This is a genomic window from Bradyrhizobium sp. Bra78 (assembly GCF_024519855.1).
Lineage (GTDB): Bacteria > Pseudomonadota > Alphaproteobacteria > Rhizobiales > Xanthobacteraceae > Bradyrhizobium > Bradyrhizobium japonicum_G.
The window spans coordinates 79,490-100,983 of record NZ_JALJRE010000014.1 but is presented as its reverse complement, the minus strand read 5'-3'; the positions used below and the strand labels follow the sequence as shown (position 1 = coordinate 100,983).

Annotated in this window: 19 protein-coding genes; 7 read left to right on the top strand and 12 right to left on the bottom strand. The window is 65.3% G+C overall.

Features of this window, described 5'->3' with window-relative positions; genetic code table 11:
• Positions 1 to 58: 58 nt before the first annotated feature.
• The 4 genes from prmC to OC450_RS27450 form a co-directional block, all read right to left on the bottom strand.
• The gene (gene prmC, locus OC450_RS27465) at positions 59 to 940 is read right to left on the bottom strand and encodes a peptide chain release factor N(5)-glutamine methyltransferase (RefSeq protein WP_211386115.1); all 882 of its coding nucleotides are present in this window, start codon (positions 938 to 940) and stop codon (positions 59 to 61) included.
• A gap of 7 nt (positions 941 to 947) precedes the next feature.
• Positions 948 to 2,033, bottom strand: a complete 1,086-nt coding sequence (gene prfA, locus OC450_RS27460) for a peptide chain release factor 1 (protein WP_262049011.1) — start codon at positions 2,031 to 2,033, stop codon at positions 948 to 950.
• 57 nt (positions 2,034 to 2,090) lie between these two features.
• Positions 2,091 to 4,358: a phosphoenolpyruvate--protein phosphotransferase gene (gene ptsP, locus OC450_RS27455; RefSeq protein WP_262049010.1), complete on the bottom strand. Its 2,268-nt coding sequence runs from the start codon at positions 4,356 to 4,358 to the stop codon at positions 2,091 to 2,093.
• Positions 4,359 to 4,627: 269 nt separating this feature from the next.
• Positions 4,628 to 5,884 (bottom strand): aspartate kinase, encoded by a 1,257-nt coding sequence (locus tag OC450_RS27450; protein ID WP_262049009.1) that lies wholly within the window; start codon positions 5,882 to 5,884, stop codon positions 4,628 to 4,630.
• Positions 5,885 to 6,030: 146 nt separating this feature from the next.
• Here OC450_RS27450 and OC450_RS27445 point away from each other — a divergent pair, with 146 nt between their 5' ends.
• The 3 genes from OC450_RS27445 to OC450_RS27435 all read left to right on the top strand — a co-directional run bounded on the left by OC450_RS27445 (position 6,031) and on the right by OC450_RS27435 (position 8,380).
• On the top strand, positions 6,031 to 6,498 hold the full coding sequence (locus OC450_RS27445; protein ID WP_211386119.1) for a PH domain-containing protein: 468 nt from the start codon (positions 6,031 to 6,033) through the stop codon (positions 6,496 to 6,498).
• 14 nt (positions 6,499 to 6,512) lie between these two features.
• Entirely contained in the window at positions 6,513 to 7,286 is a 774-nt protein-coding gene (gene ubiG, locus OC450_RS27440; protein ID WP_211386120.1) for a bifunctional 2-polyprenyl-6-hydroxyphenol methylase/3-demethylubiquinol 3-O-methyltransferase UbiG, read from the top strand.
• A gap of 194 nt (positions 7,287 to 7,480) precedes the next feature.
• Positions 7,481 to 8,380: an EamA family transporter gene (locus OC450_RS27435; protein WP_211386121.1), complete on the top strand. Its 900-nt coding sequence runs from the start codon at positions 7,481 to 7,483 to the stop codon at positions 8,378 to 8,380.
• A 13-nt stretch (positions 8,381 to 8,393) separates the two neighbouring features.
• Here OC450_RS27435 and OC450_RS27430 read toward each other — a convergent pair whose 3' ends face one another.
• From OC450_RS27430 to OC450_RS27415, 4 genes are read right to left on the bottom strand one after another with little or no spacing between them, the layout of a single operon-like run.
• A complete protein-coding gene (locus OC450_RS27430) occupies positions 8,394 to 8,879 on the bottom strand; it encodes a DUF1178 family protein (RefSeq protein WP_211386122.1) in 486 nt (161 codons plus the stop codon).
• Positions 8,876 to 9,754, bottom strand: a complete 879-nt coding sequence (locus OC450_RS27425; RefSeq protein WP_211386123.1) for a carbon-nitrogen hydrolase family protein — start codon at positions 9,752 to 9,754, stop codon at positions 8,876 to 8,878. Before OC450_RS27425 ends, OC450_RS27430 begins: the two co-directional genes overlap by 4 nt.
• Positions 9,751 to 10,026 (bottom strand): glutaredoxin 3, encoded by a 276-nt coding sequence (gene grxC / locus OC450_RS27420; RefSeq protein ID WP_211386124.1) that lies wholly within the window; start codon positions 10,024 to 10,026, stop codon positions 9,751 to 9,753. The genes OC450_RS27425 and grxC overlap by 4 nt, the downstream gene beginning before the upstream one ends.
• Before the next feature lie 48 nt (positions 10,027 to 10,074).
• Positions 10,075 to 10,872 carry a ComF family protein gene (locus OC450_RS27415; protein WP_262049008.1) on the bottom strand — a complete coding sequence of 266 codons (798 nt, stop codon included), beginning with the start codon at positions 10,870 to 10,872 and terminating at the stop codon, positions 10,075 to 10,077.
• Positions 10,873 to 10,891: 19 nt separating this feature from the next.
• Here OC450_RS27415 and OC450_RS27410 point away from each other — a divergent pair, with 19 nt between their 5' ends.
• Entirely contained in the window at positions 10,892 to 11,785 is an 894-nt protein-coding gene (locus OC450_RS27410; RefSeq protein ID WP_262049007.1) for a class I SAM-dependent methyltransferase, read from the top strand.
• Positions 11,786 to 11,900: 115 nt separating this feature from the next.
• Here OC450_RS27410 and OC450_RS27405 read toward each other — a convergent pair whose 3' ends face one another.
• The 3 genes from OC450_RS27405 to OC450_RS27395 all read right to left on the bottom strand — a co-directional run bounded on the left by OC450_RS27405 (position 11,901) and on the right by OC450_RS27395 (position 14,653).
• Positions 11,901 to 12,311, bottom strand: coding sequence for a (deoxy)nucleoside triphosphate pyrophosphohydrolase (locus tag OC450_RS27405; protein ID WP_262049006.1), 411 nt, complete (start codon positions 12,309 to 12,311; stop codon positions 11,901 to 11,903).
• Between the two features lie 10 nt (positions 12,312 to 12,321).
• Complete coding sequence (gene argJ, locus OC450_RS27400; RefSeq protein WP_256805462.1) at positions 12,322 to 13,563, bottom strand: bifunctional glutamate N-acetyltransferase/amino-acid acetyltransferase ArgJ; 1,242 nt, start codon at positions 13,561 to 13,563, stop codon at positions 12,322 to 12,324.
• A 130-nt stretch (positions 13,564 to 13,693) separates the two neighbouring features.
• Complete coding sequence (locus tag OC450_RS27395; protein ID WP_211386128.1) at positions 13,694 to 14,653, bottom strand: peptidylprolyl isomerase; 960 nt, start codon at positions 14,651 to 14,653, stop codon at positions 13,694 to 13,696.
• A gap of 354 nt (positions 14,654 to 15,007) precedes the next feature.
• On the opposite strand from OC450_RS27395, the gene secA reads away from it, so the two are divergent.
• Complete coding sequence (secA, locus tag OC450_RS27390; RefSeq protein WP_262049005.1) at positions 15,008 to 17,848, top strand: preprotein translocase subunit SecA; 2,841 nt, start codon at positions 15,008 to 15,010, stop codon at positions 17,846 to 17,848.
• A gap of 162 nt (positions 17,849 to 18,010) precedes the next feature.
• On the opposite strand, the gene OC450_RS27385 is transcribed toward secA, so the two are convergent.
• Positions 18,011 to 18,448, bottom strand: a complete 438-nt coding sequence (locus OC450_RS27385; protein ID WP_211386130.1) for a MarR family winged helix-turn-helix transcriptional regulator — start codon at positions 18,446 to 18,448, stop codon at positions 18,011 to 18,013.
• Positions 18,449 to 18,626: 178 nt separating this feature from the next.
• Here OC450_RS27385 and OC450_RS27380 point away from each other — a divergent pair, with 178 nt between their 5' ends.
• Positions 18,627 to 19,811 carry a substrate-binding domain-containing protein gene (locus OC450_RS27380; protein WP_211386131.1) on the top strand — a complete coding sequence of 395 codons (1,185 nt, stop codon included), beginning with the start codon at positions 18,627 to 18,629 and terminating at the stop codon, positions 19,809 to 19,811.
• A gap of 157 nt (positions 19,812 to 19,968) precedes the next feature.
• Positions 19,969 to 21,483 carry an amidase gene (locus OC450_RS27375; RefSeq protein ID WP_256805464.1) on the top strand — a complete coding sequence of 505 codons (1,515 nt, stop codon included), beginning with the start codon at positions 19,969 to 19,971 and terminating at the stop codon, positions 21,481 to 21,483.
• Positions 21,484 to 21,494 lie beyond the last annotated feature (11 nt).

The window sequence follows — 21,494 nt, the reverse complement described above, 5'->3', positions numbered from 1 at the left end:
GGAACGTAGTCGTTCCCAAGGGATATTCCAAGAGGTTTTTTGCAGTCCAATCCGGCTTTTATGGGGGCATTTTTCGGGCCGAAACCGCCCGCAGGATACCCGCCAGATCGGCCCTGGGCGGCCTGTCCACAACCAACGCGGCAGCCGTCATCAAGGTTTCAATATTCCGGGCCTGGCCCTGCCCGGCCTCGACGATCAGCGCTCCGCCGGGGGCCAGTCGTTCGCTCGCCTGAGGGATCAAGGCGCGATAGGCATCATAGCCGTCATTGCCGCCGTCGAGTGCCAGATGTGGATCGTGCTCGCGCACCTCGACGCTCAGTTTCGGAATCTCGGCCGAGGGAATATAGGGCGGGTTCGAGACGATGAGGTCGAACGGTCCCCGGAGCGCCGCCGCGTAGGAGCAGGCGACGAAGCCGGCGCGGCCCGCGAGGCCCAGAGCTGCGGCATTGCTCCTCGCGGTGTCGAGGGCGTTCGGGCTGAGATCGGTGCCGACACCGAAGGCATCGGGAATTTCGTGCAGCAGCGCGAGCAGAATGGCGCCCGACCCGGTGCCGACATCCGCGATTCGCGGCGGATGAGATATTTGCCGCTCGCCAAACAGCTCGAGCGCGCGCTCGACCACGGTTTCGGTATCGGGACGCGGCACCAGCGTTGCTTCCGACAGACGAAACGGCAGGCCCCAGAATTCGGCTGTGCCGAGAATGCGCGCCACCGGCTCGCCCGCGATCCGGCGCTCGGCATGCTGCGCGAGCCGCGCCGCCTCGGCTTCGCCGAGGGTGCGGGCGCCCTGCGCGATCAGACCGGTCAGATCGAGGCCGAGCGCCGCACCTAGCAGGATGCGGGCGTCGAGCTCGACGTCGTCGAGCTGTGCCGATCGCAGTTTTGCCGCCAGCGCGCGCCGCGCGCTCTCGATCGATAGTCCGGTGAAGGGATTGCTCACGTGCCCGTCATGCCGCCACGCCTTGGGCAGCGAGCTGCGCCGCCTGGTGCTCGGTGGTCAGCGCGTCGACCAATTCGCCGAGCGCTTCGCCGGCGATCACCTGCGGCAGCTTGTAGAGCGTCAGATTGATGCGGTGATCGGTGACGCGCCCTTGCGGGAAATTGTAGGTGCGGATGCGCTCGCTGCGGTCGCCGGAGCCGACCTTCTCCTTGCGCTCGGCGGAGCGTGCGGCGTCAAGGCGTTGTTGCTCCGCGTCGTAGATGCGCGAGCGCAGGATATTCATGGCGGAAGCGCGGTTCTTGTGCTGCGAGCGGCTGTCCTGCATCATCACCACGATGCCGGTCGGAATGTGGGTGATGCGGATCGCCGATTCCGTCTTGTTGACGTGCTGGCCGCCGGCGCCCTGCGCGCGCATGGTCTCGATCCGCAGATCGTCATTCTTGATGTCGACATCGACGTCCTCGACCTCCGGCAGCACGGCGACGGTGGCGGCGGACGTATGGATGCGGCCCTGCGTCTCGGTGTCGGGCACGCGCTGCACGCGGTGCACGCCGGATTCGAACTTCAGCTTGGAGAACGCGCCGCGGCCCTGTACCTCCGCGATGATCTCCTTGTAGCCGCCGACGGTGCCTTCGCTCGCCGAGATCACCTCGACCTTCCAGCCCTGCAAGCTGGCGAAGCGCTCATACATCCGGAACAGGTCGCCGGCGAACAGCGAGGCTTCGTCGCCGCCGGTGCCGGCGCGGATTTCCAGCACCACGTTGCGGTCGTCCATGGCGTCCTTGGGCAGCAGCGCGACGCGGATCTCCTGGACCAGCGCTTCGATCTTCGGATTGAGCTCGTCGCGCTCGGCCTCCGCCATGCTCCGCATCTCGGCATCGGTCGCGGGATCGGCGATCAGCGCCTCGGTGTCGGCAAGCTCCTTGACGGTGGAGCGATAGGCTTTGACCGCTTCGATCAGCGGCGTGATCTCGGCGAGCTCGCGCGTGATCTGCACATAGCGCTCGGAGGCGAGCTGGCCAAGCGATTCGGCCTCGAGCGAGGCGTGATGCGCGAGCAGAATGTCCAGTTTGGCTTCGGGAAGTGACGACATCGGTTCGGTCTCAAAATGCGGAAAAGGGCGAGGCGGCGGGAAGCGGCGGCAGGCCCGCTACAACGCCAGGCCTTCGGCCTCGGCAAATTCCGTCAGCTTCTGCCGGATCGAGACGCTCCCGGCGGGTGCGTCCAGCAAGGGGCCGAGCATCGCTTCGGCCTTCTTCGCGTCGAGATCGATCACCATCGCCTTGACCGGACCAAGTGCGGTCGCCGAAAGCGACAGCGAGCGGTAGCCCATCGCGATCAGCGCCAGCGCGCCGATCGGCTTCGACGCCATCTCGCCGCACAGCGACAGCGATTTCTTCGCGGCCTGCGACTTGCGCGCGATGTCGCGAAGCGCGCGCAAAATCGGCGCCGACATCGTGTCGAAGCGCTCGGAGACTTTCGCGTTGCCGCGGTCGACCGCGAACAGGAACTGGAACAGATCGTTGGAGCCGACCGAGATGAAGTCGACCTTCTTCAGGAGCTCGTCGAGCTGATAGAGCAGGGCGGGCACTTCGACCATGGTGCCGATGTCGATCCGTTCCGGCAGCGTGTGGCCGTGCTGGCGCAGATAGGTGAGCTCGCGTTCGACCAGCGCCTTCGCCGAATCGAATTCGGCGACCTCCGAGATCATCGGGAACATGATGCGCAGCGCGCGGCCGCCGCCGGCGCGCAGCAGCGCGCGGATCTGGCCGCGGAGCAGGCCGGGACGGTCGAGCCCGAGCCGGATCGCGCGCCATCCGAGCGCGGGGTTTTCCTCGATCACCGCTTCCATATAGGGCAGCGCCTTGTCGCCGCCGATGTCGAGGGTGCGGAAGGTGACGGGCTTGGTGCCGGCGGCATCCAGCACGGTACGATAGAGTGCGAGCTGGTCGCTGGTGCGCGGCAGGCTCTGTCCGACCATGAATTGCAGCTCGGTGCGGAACAGGCCGATGCCGGCGCTGCCGGTGTCCTCGATGTGCGGCAGGTCGATCGCAAGACCGGCGTTGATCATCAGCTCGACCTTCTGGCCGTCCCTGGTGACGCAGGGCAGGTCGCGCAGCGCCAGATACTGCGCCTGGCGGCGGGCGCGGAAGCGCACGCGCTCGGCGAAGGCGGCCTCGACCTCCTGTGACGGCCGGACATAGATCGAGCCGGAGGTGCCGTCGACGATGATGGCGTCGCCGGGATCGGCGATGCCGGGCGCGTTCGGGACTTCGCCGACCGCGGGGATGCCGAGCGCGCGCGCCACGATCGAGACGTGGGAGTTGGCGGTGCCTTCCTCCAGCACGATGCCGCGCAGGCGCTTGCGGTCGTAATCGAGCAGCGCCGCCGGGCCCATCGCGCGCGCGATGACGATGGCATTGTCGGGCAATTGTTCACGTGAAGGCGCGTGATCCTGGCCGACCAGCTGCCGCATCAGGCGGTAGCCGAGATCCTCCAGATCATGCAGCCGGTCGCGCAGATAGGGATCGGTCGAGCGCAGCATGCGTGCGCGGGTGTCGGACTGCACGCGCTCGACGGCGGCTTCCGCCGTGAGGCCGGTGGCGACCGCCTCGTGCAGCTTGTGCGACCAGCCCTGGTCGTTGGCGAACATGCGGTAGGCTTCCAGCACCTCGCGGTGCTCGCCGCCCTCGGCGACGTCGCCGCGCTCCAGCATGCGGTCGAGATCGGCGCGCAGCTTGGCGAGCGCGGTGTCGAGCCGCTTGATCTCCTTCGGCAGGTCCTCGGCGATGTAGTCCTTGATGACGACGCGCGGCTCGTGCAGCACGACATGGCCGAGCGCGATGCCTTCCGACAGGATGGCACCGACCTTCTGCGCCGAATGGCGCGCGGCCGGCTCCTGGCCCGGCTGGGCCAGCGCGGACAGTTCGCCGGAGGCGATCAGCTCCGCCAGCACCATCGCGGTGGTCTGCAGCGCCTCGAGCTCCTCCTCGACATAGTTGCGCTTGGCGCGGTTCTGCACCACCAGCACGCCGAGCGTGTTGCCGGCGCGCAGGACCGGCACGCCGAGGAAGGAGTGGTAGATTTCTTCGCCGGTCTCGGGGCGGAACGAGAAGGCCGGATGGCTCTGCGCGTCGCTCAGATTGAGCGGCGTCGCCTCGCTCGCGACGAGGCCGACCAGCCCCTCATGGGCGGTCAGCACGGTATGGTGCACCGCCTCGCGGTTGAGGCCTTCGGTGGCGTAGAGCTCGAGCGTGTTGTCGATGCGCAGCACATAGACCGAGCAGACCTCGGCCACCATGTTGGCGGCGATCAGCACCACGATCTTGTCCAGCCGCTCCTGGGCCGAGACCTGCTCCGCCATGGTTTCGCGGAGCCGTCTCAACAAGACGCGGGGACCTCCCGACGCGCTCCGCATGAACCGTCAATCTCCTCCGTCTGCCGGGACCGAAAGGGCCACGGCGGCTCGCCCAGAAATCCAGAAAAACAACAAATATGCTCGTCCGGCGCCGGCCCCCGGCGGTTGCCTGAGCCGAATCAGCACCGCCTGAACTGGGGCACAGTTTCCGGCAGCCCACCCTGTTCGCCGTATAGCGAATTGGGGCTTGTTTTGCCAAGCAAAACGCCTGCCAAACGCGAAAGTGTGGACACCTTCGCGTTTGCTGCGACCGCTAAGAGAAAATTCGTCTAAACCTGATCGAGACCGTAGAGCGTGTGCAGGGTGCGCACCGCAAGCTCGGTATAGGCGGTGTCGATCAATACCGAGAACTTGATCTCGGAGGTTGTGATGGCCCGGATGTTGATATTCCGCCCCGCGAGGGCCGAGAACGCCTGGGCGGCGACGCCGGCATGGCTGCGCATGCCGCTGCCGATCACCGAGATTTTCGCGACGTCGGTGGCGGTGTCGAGCCGCGCATAGCCGATCGTGCCCTTGGCGGCGGTAATCGTGTCCTTGGCGCGGATGTAGTCGGCGGCCGGCACCGTGAAGGTGAGGTCGGTGGTCTTGCCGTCCTCGGAGACGTTCTGCACGATCATGTCGACGTTGATGTTGGCGTCGGCCAGCGGGCCGAAGATCGAGGCCGCAACGCCGGGCTTGTCCTCGATCTGGCGCACCGAGATCTGGGCCTCGTCCTTCGAAAACGCGATACCGGTGACGACGTGGCTTTCCATGATCTCCTCCTCGCTGCAGATCAGCGTGCCGGGCGGCTGGTTGGCATGCGGGTCGATATCCTCGGGCTTGTCGAAGCTCGAGCGGACGAAGATCGGCATGTTGTGGACCATGCCGAGTTCCACCGAGCGGACCTGGAGCACCTTTGCGCCCTGGGAGGCCAGTTCCAGCATGTCCTCGAACGCGATCTTGTCGAGCCTCTTGGCCTTCGGCACGATTCGCGGGTCGGTGGTGTAGACACCATCGACGTCGGTGTAGATATCGCAGCGGTCCGCCTTGACGGCGGCGGCGATCGCCACGGCCGAGGTATCGGAGCCGCCGCGTCCGAGCGTGGTGATGCGATTGGTCTCCGGGTTGATGCCCTGGAAGCCGGCGATAACAGCGACCTCTTTCCGCTCCTGGAAGCGCTTGATGATCTCGCTGCCGTCGATGTCCTCGATCCGGGCCGACGCATGGGCGTCGCTGGTCTTGATCGGGATCTGCCAGCCCTGCCAGGAACGGGCCTGGATGCCCATGCCCTGAAGCACGATGGCGAGCAGGCCGGAAGTGACCTGTTCGCCCGAGGCGACCACGGCGTCATATTCGCGCGCGTCGTGCATCGGCGAGGCCTCGGTGCACCAGGCCACCAGCTCGTTGGTCTTGCCGGACATCGCGGAGACGACCACAGCCACTTCATGGCCGGCGTCGACCTCACGCTTCACATGGCGTGCGACGTTGCGGATACGGTCGATATTGGCGACGGACGTGCCGCCGAATTTCATCACGAGGCGGCTCATGACGACGCGTGCATTCCCTCTTAAGGATCAGTATGGTGACCCACGTGGTCCCGCGGATTCCGAACGCGCGTATACAGAGCGTCGGGGCCGGGGGCAAGCAGGTTCCTGCGGGGGCAGGGTGCGGGGGTAGTGGGTTAACCGAGATCATGGCGCGTTATATCGACGAGATCCTGCAGCCCGGCGAGAAGGTGCTGTATTCGACCAATGCGCACTGGATCTTCTATTTTCCGGCGATCCTGGCCTGGATCGCGGCCCTGGTCCTGTTCGTCTTGTCCCGGCAAACCGCCGTCGAGGGGCTGGTCCTGCTCTGTCTCATCGGCTCCGGCCTGGTGGCTCTGGCTGCGCTGTACTGGACCGTGAAGGGCTGGTTCCATCGCTTCACCACCGAGACCGACGTCACCAATCTCAGGGTTGTGCACAAGACCGGATTCATCAAGCGCCGCACCTTCGAGATGGCGCTGGACAAGGTCGAGAGCGTCGACGTCAATCAGACCATTCTTGGACGAATTCTCAACTACGGCGACGTGACCATCAACGGCGTTGGCGAAGGTCGCGAGACCATCTCGACCATCGCCTCACCCCTCGCCTTCCGTAGTTCGATCACCACGCGGTAGGACCGCGCCCAGCGATGAGCATGCAGCAAGATACTTCCGCAACCACCGCCTCCCAGCCGGGCTCGACCGTCGACGCCGCCGAGATCGCGAAATTCTCGAAGCTCTCGGCCGAATGGTGGAATCCCAACGGCAAGATGGCGCCGCTGCACCGGATCAACCCGCTGCGGCTCGGCTACATCCGCGACGCCGCCTGCCGCAAGTTCGAGCGCAATGTGCGCAGCCTCAATTGCCTTGGCGGTCTGCGGGTGCTCGACATCGGCTGCGGCGCCGGCCTGCTGTGCGAGCCGCTGTCGCGCCTCGGGGCGCAGGTCATCGGCGTCGATCCCTCAGTGAGCAACATCGCCGCGGCGAAGCTGCATGCCGACAAGGGCCATCTTGCGATCGACTACCGCTGCACCACGGTGGAGGAGATCGACCCGCGCGAGCGCTTCGACATCGTGCTGGCGATGGAGGTGGTCGAGCACGTCGTCGACGTCGGCGTCTTCCTGAAGCGCTGCGCCGCGATGCTGAAGCCGAACGGCCTCATGGTGGTCTCGACGCTGAACCGGAACTGGAAGAGCTTTGCGCTCGCCATCGTCGGCGCCGAATATGTCCTGCGCTGGTTGCCGCGCGGCACCCACGAGTGGAACAAGTTCGTCACGCCGGACGAGCTGACGAAATATCTCCTCGACAACCGCCTCGTCATCACCGAGCAGACCGGCGTCGTCTACAGCCCCTTCGCCGACAAATGGACGCTCTCGTCAGATATGGACGTGAACTACATGGTCGTGGCGGAACGGATGGTGTGAGGGGCGGGTGTGGGTGAGGTGAGAGCTGCTCCTCCACAGACGCTGTCGTCCCTGCGAGCGCATGGACTTCGCCGGGACGACAGCCTGCGTGTTGCGAGAGCATCGCTCCCATGACGCCCGTGTGGTTGACCGCGTAGACGGTAGCTTGCAGGTTAGCTGTGCCTTTCCCGCATTAGCAGCCTCCAGCCCCACCCATGCTCACTGTCGCCAACCTCTGGATTCCCTTCACAATCGTCGCCGCGCTAGGTCAGGTCGCGCGCAATGCGATGCAGCGGTCGCTGACGAAGCCGCTGGGGACCTGGGGCGCGACCAATATCCGCTTCCTGTTCGGCTTCCCGTTCTCGCTGCTGTTTCTGGCTGCGGTGTTGGTGGCGACCGGCGATCATCTCAACGCGCCGCCGACCGTGTTCTGGCCGTGGCTCCTGCTCGGCGCACTCAGCCAGATCGTCGCCACCGGCCTGATGCTGCTCGCGATGAACGATCGTTCCTTCGTGGTGACGACAGCCTATTTGAAGACCGAGGCGATCCAGACCGCGATCTTCGGCTTCGTCTTCCTCGGTGATCATCTCACCTGGCTGAAGGTGCTCGCGATCGTGATCGCGACCATCGGCGTCGTCATCACGGCGCTGCGGCCCGGCGGCGAGAAGAGCTTTGCCGAGCTGAAGCCGACCATCACCGGCCTCGTCGCGGCTGCAGCCTTCGCGCTTTCTGCGGTCGGTTTTCGCGGCGCCATCATCAATGTGCCTGATGTCTCGTTCGTGACGGCGGCATCGTTCACGCTGGTGCTCGGCCTGTTCGTACAGACGCTGATCCTGACGATCTATCTGCTCTGGCGCGCACCAAAGGTGCTTCAGTCGATTTTGGGATTGTGGAAGCCGTCGCTGCTGGCCGGCTTCATGGGCGCCTTCGCCTCGCAGTTCTGGTTCCTAGCGTTCGCGCTAACGGCCGCCGCCAACGTCCGCACGCTCGCTCTGATCGAGGTGCTGTTCGCGCAGGCGGTGGCTTATTATTCGTTCAAGCAGCCGATCGCGCCGCGCGAAATCATCGGCATTGCGCTGATTGTCATCGGCGTGGCGGTGTTGGTGGGAGTCTGACGCACCTCGCGCGTCAGTTCCGGTCTTCCGGCAGCGTCGGGAGCGGCGAGACCTCGATGCCTTCGTCGATCAGCGACTTGGCCTCATCCGGCGAGGCCTCGCCATAGATCGGGCGGTGCTCCTTGTCGCCGTAATGCATCGCGCGGGCTTCGTTGGCGAAGCGCTCGCCGACATTGTCGGCGTTTTTCACGATGTGATCGCGCAGCTCTTTCAGCTTGGCGCGCAGCTCGCGCTCCTGCGCCATCATCAGCGAGGTCGGTCCGGATGGCGCAGCCTCGGGCGCCGCGGTCGTGGTGGCGAGCTCGGGCGGCGGCGTTGCGGGTCCGCGCCCCTTCTTGCCGACGATGCGCGGGGCCATGATCGCCTTGTCGACCTTGGCCGAACCGCAGATCGGGCAGGTCACCAGCTTGCGCTTCACCTGCGAATCATAGGCCGACGAACTCTGGAACCAGCTCTCGAAGTCGTGGTTGCGGTCGCAGTGAAGCGCGTAGCGGATCATGCCGATCCCCGCACGAGGTGCAGATGGTCCGGTCCGGCCTTGGGATCGGCCACGCCGAAGCGGCGGCCGTGCTGGAGCGAGGGGATGGCGCGGCGCGCGGTCTCGACCTTGGCCGGATCGATCCTGGCCATGATGATGCCGGGCTCGACATCGCCCTCCGCGAGGATCTCGCCCCAGGGATCAATGATCAGCGAATGGCCGTAGGTCTCACGCTTGTTCTCGTGGGTGCCTGCCTGCGCCGCAGCGAACACGAAGCAGCCGGTCTCGATGGCGCGGGCGCGCAGCAGGATGTGCCAATGCGCTTCGCCGGTCTTGCGGGTGAAGGCCGAGGGCACGGTGATGAAGGACGCGCCGCTTTCGGCCAGCGCGCGGTAGAGCGCGGGGAAGCGCACATCGTAGCAGATCGTCAGCCCGACCCGGCCCCAGGGCAGGTCGGAGATCACGGCCGTCTCGCCCGGCTGGTAATTGGCGGATTCGCGATAGCTCTCGCCGTCCGGCAGCTCGATGTCGAACATGTGGATCTTGTCGTAGCTCGCGAGCACATTGCCCTCGGGTCCGATCAGGAAGGAGCGGTTCACCGCCTTCTCTTCCGAGAAGCGCAGCGCCAGCGAGCCGACATGGATGTGGATCTTCAGCTCGGCCGCGAGCGCGCGATAGGCCTCGAGCGACTTGTCGTCCTCTTCGCTCTGGAGGTGCTCGAACAACGCCTTGCGGTTCAGCTGCATCATGTTGCTGACTTCGGGCGTCTGCACGTAGTCGGCGCCGTTGGCCGCAGCCTGCCGGATCAGCCGGGTAGCCTGCGCGAGGCTCGGCTCCGGCATCAGGCCGGTGCGCATCTGCACCATCGCGGCGGTGAAGGTCCTGTTGTCGCTCATGACTCCGCCTTGACGTTTTCGAGCATGCCGTCGAGCTTGCCCTCGCGGTCGAGTGCATAGAGCTCGTCGCAGCCGCCAACATGGGTTCCGCCGATCCAGATCTGCGGGAAGGTCGCCCCGTCGCCGGCGCGATCGTACATCTGCTGGCGCCAGTCCGGGTTCTTGGCGACATCGAATTCCGTGAAGGTCGCCTTCTTGCGGGTCAGCAGTGACCGGGCGGCGGAACAATAGCCGCAGCCCGGCCTGGTGTAGATCTCGACAGCAGCGGTCATGTCGCCTGGCGCTCTCATGTCATGAAATTCATTGAATTATATGGGACTTCACCTGACCTCCACAACCCGGGCAAAGACCAGCACGTCCACCTGGGCCGCTTTGGCGCGCAGCAAGGCACGGGCGCAGGCGTCCAGCGTCGCCCCTGACGTCAGGACGTCGTCGATCAGGATGATGCGGCGGCCCTGTACCTCAGCCTGACGGTCGGGAGATACCTGGAATGCTCCCTGCACATTTGTGGCGCGCTGGGCCCGCGACAGGCCGATTTGCTGCTCGGTGGCGCGCACCCGGCGCAGCACCTCACCCCGCAACCTCACTCCGCTCTGCCGTTCGATGATTCGCGCCAGCGCGCCGGACTGGTTGTAGCGGCGCCGCCAGGCCCGCCGCCAATGCAGGGGAACCGGCACCAGCATGTTGGCCCCGGCGAGCAGCTCGCCGCCCGCGCGCGCCATCCAGCGGCCCATCGCGGGCGCCAGATCGGTGCGGTCCTGGTATTTGAGCGCATGCACCAATGTGCGGGCGACATCGTCATAGCGCACCGCGGCGCGGGCTCGCTGGTAAGCGGGCGGGCTCGCGATCGCCTCCATCGACAGCATGTCGGGGCCGGGGTCATAAACGAAAGGGATGCCAAGCCGCGGGCAATAGGGCCGCTCGATGAACGACAGTTTTGCCCAGCAGGCCGCGCACACGCCCTCGCCATCGACCGGCTCGCGGCAGGATACGCACAGGGTCGGTAGCGCAATGTCGAGCGCGAGCCGCGCCGCGCGCGACAGGACGTGGCGGCCGGCCGTCCATGCGGTACGCAGGGGGGCGGCGATGGAACGGGAAGGGGCGGCGTCGGCTTCCATGGCCGAAAGCTAGCTCCGCATGCGCCGGATTGCCAGAACCGTCGAGATCGGCGTAACCAGCGGCATGGCCCAAGACCCGCAGACCCCGCCCGCTTTGTTCGATCGCGCCTTGCTGCATGCGCGGCAGCGGCGCGCGCAGGCGCAGGGCGGGGTGACATTCCTACTCGATCGGGTCGCCGAGGACATGTCCGACCGGCTCGCGGCGGTGATGCGCGAGTTTCACGCGGCGGCCGATCTCTGGACACCCGGCGAAGGTCTTGCGGCTTTGCGCGCGCGCGTGCCTTCCATCGAACGGATCGCGCTCGGCGTCACCGGTTCGGAGAAGCTGCCCTTCGCCCCCGAGAGCCTCGACCTCGTCGTCTCGGCGCTGGCGCTGCAATTCGTCAACGACCTGCCGGGCGTGCTTGCGCAGGTGCGCCGCGCGCTGAAGCCGGACGGACTGCTGCTCGCCGCGATGATCGGCGGCGACAGCCTGACCGAGCTGCGCCAGGCGTTTGCCGCGGCGGAAGCCGAATGCGAGGGCGGCGTGTCGCCGCGCGTCGCGCCTTTCGCCGATTTGCGCGACATCGGCGCGTTGTTGCAGCGGGCCGGCTTTGCGCTGCCCGTCACCGACGTCGATCGCGTCGTGGTGCGCTATTCCAACGCGTTCGCGCTGATGCAGGACCTCCGCCGCATGGGCGCGGCCAATGTGCTGATCGAACGCCGCCGCACACCGAGCCGGCGCGCGACGCTGCTGCACATGGCCGAAATCTATGCCGAACGCTTTGCCGATGCCGACGGCCGCATCCGTGCCACGTTCGACATCATCTGGCTCTCCGGCTGGGCCCCCCACGCGAGCCAGCAGCAGCCGCTGAAGCCGGGATCGGCCAAGGCGAGCCTGGCGGAGGCAGTGAAGAAGGCGGGAGAGACGTAGCTCCTCATGGTGAGGAGGCGCGTCAGCGCCGTCGCGAACCATGCAGGCCCCGCTCTCATCCGCAGCCATCCTTCGAGACGACCGCTGCGCGGTCTCCTCTGGATGAGGTCGCAGCTCACATCAGCAAATCGATCAAATGCGGGATCAGCGGGATGTCCGCCGGCGGCATCGGGTAGTCGCGCAGCTTGTTGGCGCGGACCCAGGCCAGCGTCTGGCCTTCGCGCGGCGTGACCTGTCCCTCCCAGCGCCGGCAGATGTAGAGCGGCATCAGGAGGTGGAAGGTCTCGTAGCCGTAGCTCGCAAAGGTCAACGGCGCCAGGCACGGCTCGGCGACGGTGATGCCGAGCTCCTCGTGGAGCTCGCGGATCAGGCTCTGCTCCGGCCGCTCACCGGGCTCGAGTTTGCCGCCGGGAAATTCCCAGAGGCCGGCCAACGTCTTGCCCGGGGGGCGCTGCGCGATCAGGACGCGCTTGTCGGCGTCGACGAGCGCGCAGGCCACCACCAGTGTGAGTTTGAGATCGGCCATCGGCGTCCGCTTACGACCTGTAATCCCCGTTGATCGCGACATACTCCTTGGTGAGGTCGCAGGTCAGCACGCGGTCGCGGCCCTTGCCGAGGCCGAGCGAGACCTTGATCGCGATCTCCGGCGCCTTCATCGCCTCAGACACCTGCGCCTCGTCGTAGTCGGGATCGCGCGCGCCGCTCTTGGCGACGCGGATGCCGTTGAAGGAGATCGAGAGCTTGTCGCGGTCGGCCGGCTCGCCGGCCTTGCCGACCGCCATCACGACGCGGCCCCAATTGGCGTCCTCGCCGGCAATCGCCGTCTTGACCAGCGGCGAGTTGGCGATCGACATCGCGATCTTGCGCGCAGAGGCCTTGGTCTTGGCGCCCTCGACGGTGATCTCGACCAGCTTGCGCGCCCCTTCGCCGTCGCGAGCGACCTGCTCGGAAAGATTGGCGAGCACCTGGTTGAAGGCTTTGACGAAGGCTTTCAGGCGTGGATCGCTGGCGCGGCTGATCTTCGGCGCGCCGTGTTCTGCAGCAGCGCCGGTGGCGAAGGCCAGCAGCGTGTCCGAGGTCGAGGTGTCGCCGTCGATCGTCACCGCGTTGAACGTGTCCTCGACGCCGCTCTTGAGCAAAGCCTGCAGCGCGGCGGGCGCGATCGGCGCGTCGGTGAAGATGAAGGACAGCATCGTCGCCATATCGGGCGCGATCATGCCGGCGCCCTTGGCCATGCCGTTGATGGTGACCCTGGCCTTGCCGAGCTTCACGGTCGCTGTCGCGACCTTCGGGAAGGTGTCGGTGGTCATGATCGCCTTGGCAGCAGCGAGATAATCGCCGGCCTCGGCAGTCTCGGCGAGGCGGCCGAGCACGCCGTCGAACTTGGTTGCGTCCAGCGGCTCGCCGATCACGCCGGTCGAGGCGAGAAAGATCTCGCTTTCGCTGCAACCGACGGCCTTGGCTGCGATCTTCGCTGTCAGTGCGGTGGAGCTGCGGCCGGTCTTGCCGGTGAAGGCATTGGCGTTGCCCGAATTGACGACGAGGGCGCGCGCCTTGCCGCCCTTCAGCTTGGCGCGGCACCATTCCACCGGGGCGGAGGGGCATTTCGACTTGGTGAAGACGCCGGCGACCGCGGTGCCCTTGTCCATCACCGCCAGCAGCACGTCGGTGCGGCTCTTGTAGCGGATGCCGGCCTCGGCCGTCGCGAGACGGACGCCCGCGATCACGGGCATGTCGGGAACGTTTTTCGGGGCGAGGGGGGAGACGGAGGAGGACATCGCGGGGCGCCTTGGTGAGGTCTGGATATGCAGATGGCCGGGACATCCAGTGCGAAGACGTGCTTCGCACTTTCTGCCCGGCCATTGCGACGTTAGATACTATTGGCGTCCGTGAAGTGACAGCGAATTCTTACTTCTTCGCCGGCGGCGCCATCTTGCTGTCGGACGGCTTCGCATCGGAAGGCTTCGCATCGGAAGGCTTGGCATCGGAAGGCTTGGCCGCGTCGGCCGGCTTGGCGTCCTTGGACGCGTCGGCCTGGTCCATGCGCTCGACCTTGGCTTCCGCGCGCAGCTTGGCGACGTAATCGGCCTGGGCCTTGCGGGTCACGTACTGCTCGATCTGGGCCTTGACCTGCTCGAAGTCCGGCGCCTTGCGGTTGCGCTTTTCCTCGACCTTGATGACGTGCCAGCCGAACTGCGACTTCACGGGGTCGGAGATCTTGCCCGGCTCAAGCGCGAAGGCGACGGCGGAGAATTCCGGCACCATCTGCTCCTTGGTGAAGAAGCCGAGGTCGCCGCCGTCGGCCGAGCCCGGATCCTTGGACTTCTTCTTGGCGAGTTCGGCGAAATCAGCGCCCTTGTCGAGCTCGGCCTTCACCGCCTTGGCCTCGTCCTCGGTCTCGACCAGGATGTGGCGGGCGCGCACTTCCTGCTCGCCGGTGATCTGCTTGGAGGCCTCCTCATAGACCTTCTTCATGGCGTCGGGGGTGGTGGCGGCCTTGCCTTCGCCCGCGAGCAGGCTGTCCATTAGGAGGCGGTTGCGGGCGAACGCCAGGCGCTTCTTGAACTCCTCGCCGTCGGCGATCTTCTTGTCCTCGGCCGCCTTGCCGACGATCTTCATGTCGATCAGGAAGGACAGGACGTTCTCGTCCTTGGTCGCCGGGTCCATCTGGGCGAGGCTCGGTCCGAGTTCCTCCTCGGCCATGGCGACGTCGCTCTTCTTGATTTCAGCGCCATTGACCTTCGCCAGCACCGGATCGTCGGCAGCCCGGCCGGGACCCGCGATCAGCGCCAGCGCAAGGCAGCCCACGAGGGCGGTGGCGAGGCCGAAGCGCAGGCCGGTTTTGGTTACCGGGAACGAGGTGGTCATGGAAAATCCTTTTGTTGAAGCAGGGGGCTGCTCGAGCGGGGCGGACACTCGCCCAATTCAGGGGGGCTTGGCAACGCGAAAAGTCTGTCAAAATGATGATTTGGCCGCAATGCGCCCGCCGTTGACAAGGCCCTGACCGGGCCATATCTCTGCGCGGTCGCGACCATGGCGATGGCGTTTATTTTGCTGCGTTTTTGGCCGTTGAACCCAGACTTGCCCAATTCCCACCCATATGGCGGATGACCTCCCGCAGTCCGGGCTCTGGCGCCAGCAGGCGTCACGGTGAGTTGATAGGCAGGCGGGTGACAACCTCTTGGCTGCAACGCGGTTGAATCGCGAACACAGGAACAAGGCATGATCGGCGCGCTCGCCCGCAAGTTTTTCGGCTCCGCCAACGACCGGCGGGTGAAGGGATACCAATCCCGCGTCAACGCGATCAACGCGCTGGAGCCGGAGGTCTCGAAACTCTCCGACGAGGCGCTCAAGGCCCGCACCGCCGAGTTCAAGCAGCAACTCGCCGAGGGCAAGACGCTCGACGACCTCCTGGTCCCCGCTTTCGCCACGGTGCGCGAGGCGGCCAAGCGCACGCTCGGCCAGCGCCATTTCGACGTCCAGCTGATCGGCGGCATCGTGCTGCACGAGGGCGACATCGCCGAGATGAAGACCGGCGAAGGCAAGACGCTGGTCGCAACGCTCGCGGTCTACCTCAACGCACTCGCCGGCAAGGGCGTCCACGTCGTTACCGTCAACGACTACCTCGCCCGCCGCGACTCCGCTTGGATGGGCCAGATCTACGGCTTCCTCGGCATGACCACCGGTGTGATCGTGCACGGTCTCGACGATGCCGAGCGCAAGATGGCCTATGCCTGCGACATCACCTACGGCACCAACAACGAATACGGCTTCGACTATCTGCGCGACAACATGAAGTACCGGCTCGAGGACATGGTCCAGCGGCCGCACTTCTACGCCATCGTCGACGAGGTCGACTCCATCCTGATCGACGAAGCGCGCACGCCGCTGATCATCTCCGGCCCGCTCGACGATCGCTCGGATTTCTACAACACCATCGACTCGTTCCTGCCCAGGCTCGACAAGACCGACTACGAGGTCGACGAGAAGCAGCGCACGGTGACGCTCACCGAAGCCGGCATGGAGAAGATCGAGGGGCTGCTGCGCGACGCCGGCCAGCTCAAGGGCGAGTCGCTCTACGACGTCGAGAACGTCTCCGTCGTGCACCACATCAACCAGGCCCTGCGCGCCCACACGCTGTTCACGCGCGACAAGGATTACATCGTCCGCGACGACGAGGTCGTGATCATCGACGAGTTCACCGGCCGCATGATGGCCGGCCGGCGCTATTCCGAAGGCCTGCACCAGGCGCTGGAAGCCAAGGAGCACGTCCAGGTCCAGCCGGAAAACCAGACGCTGGCCTCGATCACCTTCCAGAACTATTTCCGGATGTACGAAAAGCTCGCCGGCATGACCGGCACTGCGCTGACGGAAGCCGACGAACTGTTCGACATCTACAAGCTCGAGGTCGTGGAAATCCCGACCAATCTGGCGGTCGCCCGTCTGGACGAGGATGACGAGGTCTATCGCACCCAGAACGAGAAATACGCCGCGATCCTGGCCGAGATCGAGCGCGCCAATTCGCGATTGCAGCCGGTGCTGGTCGGCACCGCCTCGATCGAGAAGTCGGAAGTGATCGCCGAATATCTCAAGAAGCACGGCTACCGGCAGATCGATTTCGGCAACGAGAATTCGATGCAGAAGCTGTACGCCGCGGCGCGCGCCAACAAGCCGGCGAAGCTGTTCGCGGTCCTGAACGCGCGCTTCCACGAGCAGGAAGCCTACATCGTCGCCGAAGCCGGCGTCCCCGGCGCGATCACGATCGCGACCAACATGGCCGGCCGCGGTACCGACATCAAGCTCGGTGGCTCGCTCGAGATGCGCATCCAGCAGGAGACCGCAGGGATCGAGGACGAGGCCGAGAAGGCCAAGAAGATCGAGCAGATCAAGGCCGACATCGAGCATTTCCGCGATATCGTGCTGAAGGCGGAAGAGACCGTCGAGATCGAACCGGCGAAGGGCAGCAAGCCCGCCAAGACCGTGAAGAAGCCCGGCGGCCTCTACATCATCGGCTCCGAGCGTCACGAATCCCGCCGCATCGACAACCAGCTCCGCGGCCGTTCCGGCCGTCAGGGCGACCCCGGCCGCTCGAAGTTCTTCCTGTCGCTGGAAGACGATCTGATGCGCATCTTCGGCTCGGATCGCCTCGACAGCATGCTGCAGCGTCTCGGCCTGCAGGAGGGCGAGGCCATCATCCATCCCTGGATCAACAAGGCGCTGGAGAAGGCGCAGCAGAAGGTCGAGGCCCGCAACTTCGACATCCGCAAGAACCTACTCAAGTTCGACAACGTCCAGAACGACCAGCGCAAGGTGATTTTCGACCAGCGCGTCGATCTGATGAAGGACGACAGCGTCGCCGAGACCGTCACCGACATGCGCCATGCCTTCATCGACGACCTCGTCGCCAAGCACGTGCCCGAGCATGCCTATGCCGAGCAGTGGGATGTTGCCGGCCTGAAGGAAGAGCTGAAGCGAGTGCTCGATCTCGACCTGCCGGTCGACGACTGGGCCAAGGAAGAGGGCATCGCCGACGAGGAGCTGCTCACGCGCATCGAGACCCGCGCCGACGAGCATATGGCGGCCAAGGTCGGGCAATGGGGTCCCGACGTGATGCGTTACGTCGAGAAGACCATCCTGCTCCAGACGCTCGACCATCTCTGGCGCGAGCATCTGATCATGCTCGACCATCTGCGCCAGGTCATCGGCCTGCGCGGCTATGGTCAGCGCGATCCGCTGCAGGAGTACAAGACCGAGGCCTTCAATCTCTTCCAGGAGATGAGCGCTCATTTGCGCGAGGCCGTCACCGCGCAGCTGATGCGGGTCGAGATTGTCCCGCCGGAGCAGGAAGCCCCGGTGCTGCCGCCGATGGAAGCGCACAAGTTCGACCCCAACACGGGCGAGGACGAAATGGCGCTCGCCAGCGTCACGCTCGGAGCGCAGGCCACGGACGCCGCGCTGCGCGATCCAAAGAACCCGGCATCCTGGGGCAAGATCGGCCGCAACGAGGACTGCCCCTGCGGCTCAGGCAAGAAGTACAAGCACTGCCACGGGCGGTATGCCTAGCGACCAGGTGTGAGGCGCGACGTCGGCGCCTCACTCTCTACCGTCGTGCTGCGAACAATCGCAACGACCAATCTTTGAAACAACCACGTCCTGTGGTTATGGCTCCCGGATCTGCGCTCCGCTTGTCCGGGACGAGGCGTTGATAGAGCCCGCCAAGCCCACTCAATTCGAGCTGTCGATCAGGCTCTCCAGCAACCGCTTCAATTCGCTCGTCGACTTGTCACCGTAGCTTTCGAGGATGTGCTCCTCCTGATCCGCCGCGAGCGAGTTGAGCTTCTTGCTCAGCACCTTGCCGCGGTCGGAGATGAACATCAGCACCTTGCGGCGGTCGTTGGGGTCCTGCACGCGATAGACCAGCGTGTCGGAGACCATGCGGTCGATCATCTTGGTCAGCGTCGGATGGTTGAGCAGCACGGCGTCCGCGAGCTCGCCCATCGAGTGGCCATCGCCGTCCGACAGCACCTTGAGGATGCGCCATTGCTCGACGGGAACGCCTTCCTTGCTCAGGCGCAGTTCCAGCTGCCGGTTGATTTCCCGGTTAGCCTGCGCGAGCAGATAAGCGAGGTGTTCGGTGATAGGTGAGTTCTGCGGTTTGGCCACGGCTGAGACTTCGTATCGGTGCAAATGAGCGAATGTCTTGCAACTAATGCTGCATCTATATGCACTTCAATCCTTGAACATTCAATATTTTCCAATAGGATCGTTGCCTAACAAAAGGGCGGATGCCGCGACCGCCTGCTGAATGTGCTTTCAAGTCTGGTGCCAGACAGGAGTTGGCGTGCGCGCGACGGTAAACTTCCCGGCTCACGGCGGCCCGGCGTTGCCGCCGTCCATGCTGTTCAGGAATCTGTCGCCCGTCGCGACCGACTTCGACCTGTCTCCGATCGACGCGCATTTCATGAAGCGCCGCGGCGCGCGCAACAAGCTCCGGATCGGCAATTTCCTCACCTTCACCGGCTCGCCCGGGATCTGGGGCCCGACCTCGACCAACAGCGCGATGCTGGCGGTCGCCGAGATCAACAAGCGCGGCGGCATTCTGGGGCGAGAGCTGGAACTGTCGATCTACGATTCCGGCGGCCCGATCGATGAGGTGGTGCGGCGCGCCGAGCAGGCGATCGCCTTCGACGAGGTCGACCTCATCATGGGCTCTCATATCAGCGCGGTCCGTGTCGCCTTGCGCAAGGTCACCGGCAGCCGCATCCCCTACATCTACACGCCGGTCTATGAGGGCGGCGAGCGCACGCCGGGCGTGATGGCGATCGGCGAGACGCCGCGCTGGCAGAGCCGGCCGTCGATTCACTGGCTCGCGGACGTCAAGAAGGCGGCGCGCTGGTATCTGATCGGCAGCGATTACGTCTGGCCCTGGCAGTCTCATCGCGCGGTGAAGCGCTACATCAAGGAGGCCGGCGGTCTGGTCGTCGGCGAGGAGTTCGTCCCAGTCGGCGAAGACAACCACGAGCCGCATCTGGCGCGCATCCGCGCCGCCAAGCCGGACGTGGTGCTGATCTCGCTGATCGGCACCGACAGCATCACCTTCAACCGCGCTTTTGCGGAGGCGGGACTGGCCACTTCGACGCTGCGGCTTGCGGGCGCGATGGACGAGACCGTGCTTCTCGGCATCGGCGCCGACAACACCGAGAATTTGTTCTGCGCCTCCGGCTATTTCAACTGCATGGCTTCGCGGGCCAATGACGAGTTCCTCAGCGGCTACCAAGCGATGTTCGGCCCGCACGCCCCGCCGGTCGGCTCGGTCGGCCAGTCGAACTACGAGGGGCTGCGGTTCCTGGAGTCTGTGGCCAACCGTGCCGGCTCGTTGGCCTTTCGCCCGCTGCTGAGGGCGGCGCGCAACACCGTCTATTCGGCGGGCCGCGGTCCCGTCACCATCCGCGATGGCCGCGCCGAGATGCCGATGTACCTCGCCGAGGCGGACGGTCTCGACTTCAAGCTGATCGGGACCATCTGAACGCCAGTTGTCCCTCCGGACGGCAGATCCTCGAAATAATACTTGAAAAGGAAAATATTTCCGTCTGTAATATCGACGTGAAGCCGACTGGTTCGCGCCCCGCAGGCGCGTTCAAGAGGCTCCAACGCCAGGGATCAAGAAACTCCAGGAGAGCGCCGTGACAGTTGCCCTTCCCACGCCTGCCCAATTGCGCAGCGTCGCCGAGCAGTGCGGCCTCGCGCTGACCGACGAAGACGTCGCCTCGTTCCGCGGCCTGATGCAGGGCTCGATCGAGGCCTACAATTTGGTCGGCGCCATGCCGGACGAAGTTCCGGAGGTCAAATACCCGCGCACGCCGGGCTATCGGCCCTCGCCGGAGGAGAACCCGCGCAACGCCTGGTACCGCAAGTCGACCGTGAAGGGCGCCGCCAGCGGCAAGCTCAAGGGCAAGACCGTCGCGCTCAAGGACAACATCATGCTCGCCGGCGTTCCCATGATGAACGGCTCGGCGACGCTGGAAGGCTACATCCCCGATTTCGACGCCACCATCGTCACCCGCATGCTCGATGCCGGCGCCGAGATCGCCGGAAAGGTGCATTGCGAATCCTTCTGCATGTCCGGCGGCAGCCACACCGGCGCGGTCGGGGCGGTGCATAACCCTCACAAGATGGGCTATTCGGCCGGCGGCTCGTCCTCGGGCTCTGGCGTCGTCGTCGCGCTCGGGGAGGTCGACATGGCGATCGGCGGCGACCAGGGCGGCTCGATCCGCATGCCGTCCTCGTTCTGCGGCACCTACGGCATGAAGCCGACCTGGGGCCTCGTGCCCTACACCGGCATCATGCCGATCGAGATTTTCGTCGACCACACCGGCCCGATGACGGCAACCGTTGCCGACAACGCGCTGCTGCTGGAGGTGCTGGCCGGCGACGACGGCTATGATCCCCGCATCAAGGCGCCGAAGGTCGAGGAGTACACCAAGGCGCTCGGCCAGGGCGTCAAGGGCATGAAGATCGGCATTTTGAAAGAAGGCTTTGAGCAGCCGACCGCGGAAGCCGCCGTCAACGAAAGCGTTCGCGAGGCCGCCAAGCGCTTCAAGGACCTGGGTGCGACGGTCGAGACCGTCTCGATCCCGATGCATCTCCTCGGTCCCGCGATCTGGACCCCGATCGGCACCGAAGGCATGACCCAGACCATGATGTATGGCGACGGCTATGGCCTGAGCCGCTCCGATCTCTACTCCACCTCGCTGATGGATTTTCATCGCGGCTGGCGCCGGCAGGCGGATTCGCTATCCGAGACCACAAAACTGTTCCTGCTGCTCGGCACCTACATCAACAACAATTTCGGCCCGCGCTACTACGGCAAGGCGCTCAACATCTCGCGCCGCCTGACCGCGGCCTACGACAAGGCCTTCAAGGACTACGACCTGCTGCTGCTGCCGACGACGCCGATGAAGGCGACCAAGCTGCCGGAGCCGACCGCCAGCCGCGAGGACTATGTCGCCCGCGCACTGGAGATGATCGCCAACACCGCCCCGTTCGACATCACCCATCATCCCGCGATGTCGTTGCCCTGCGGCATGGTGGACGGCCTGCCCGTCGGCCTGATGCTGGTCGGCCGCATGTTCGAGGAATCCACCATCTATCGCGCCGCGCATGCGTTCGAGCAGATCGGCGACTGGAAAAAGATGTGAGCGCGGCATCG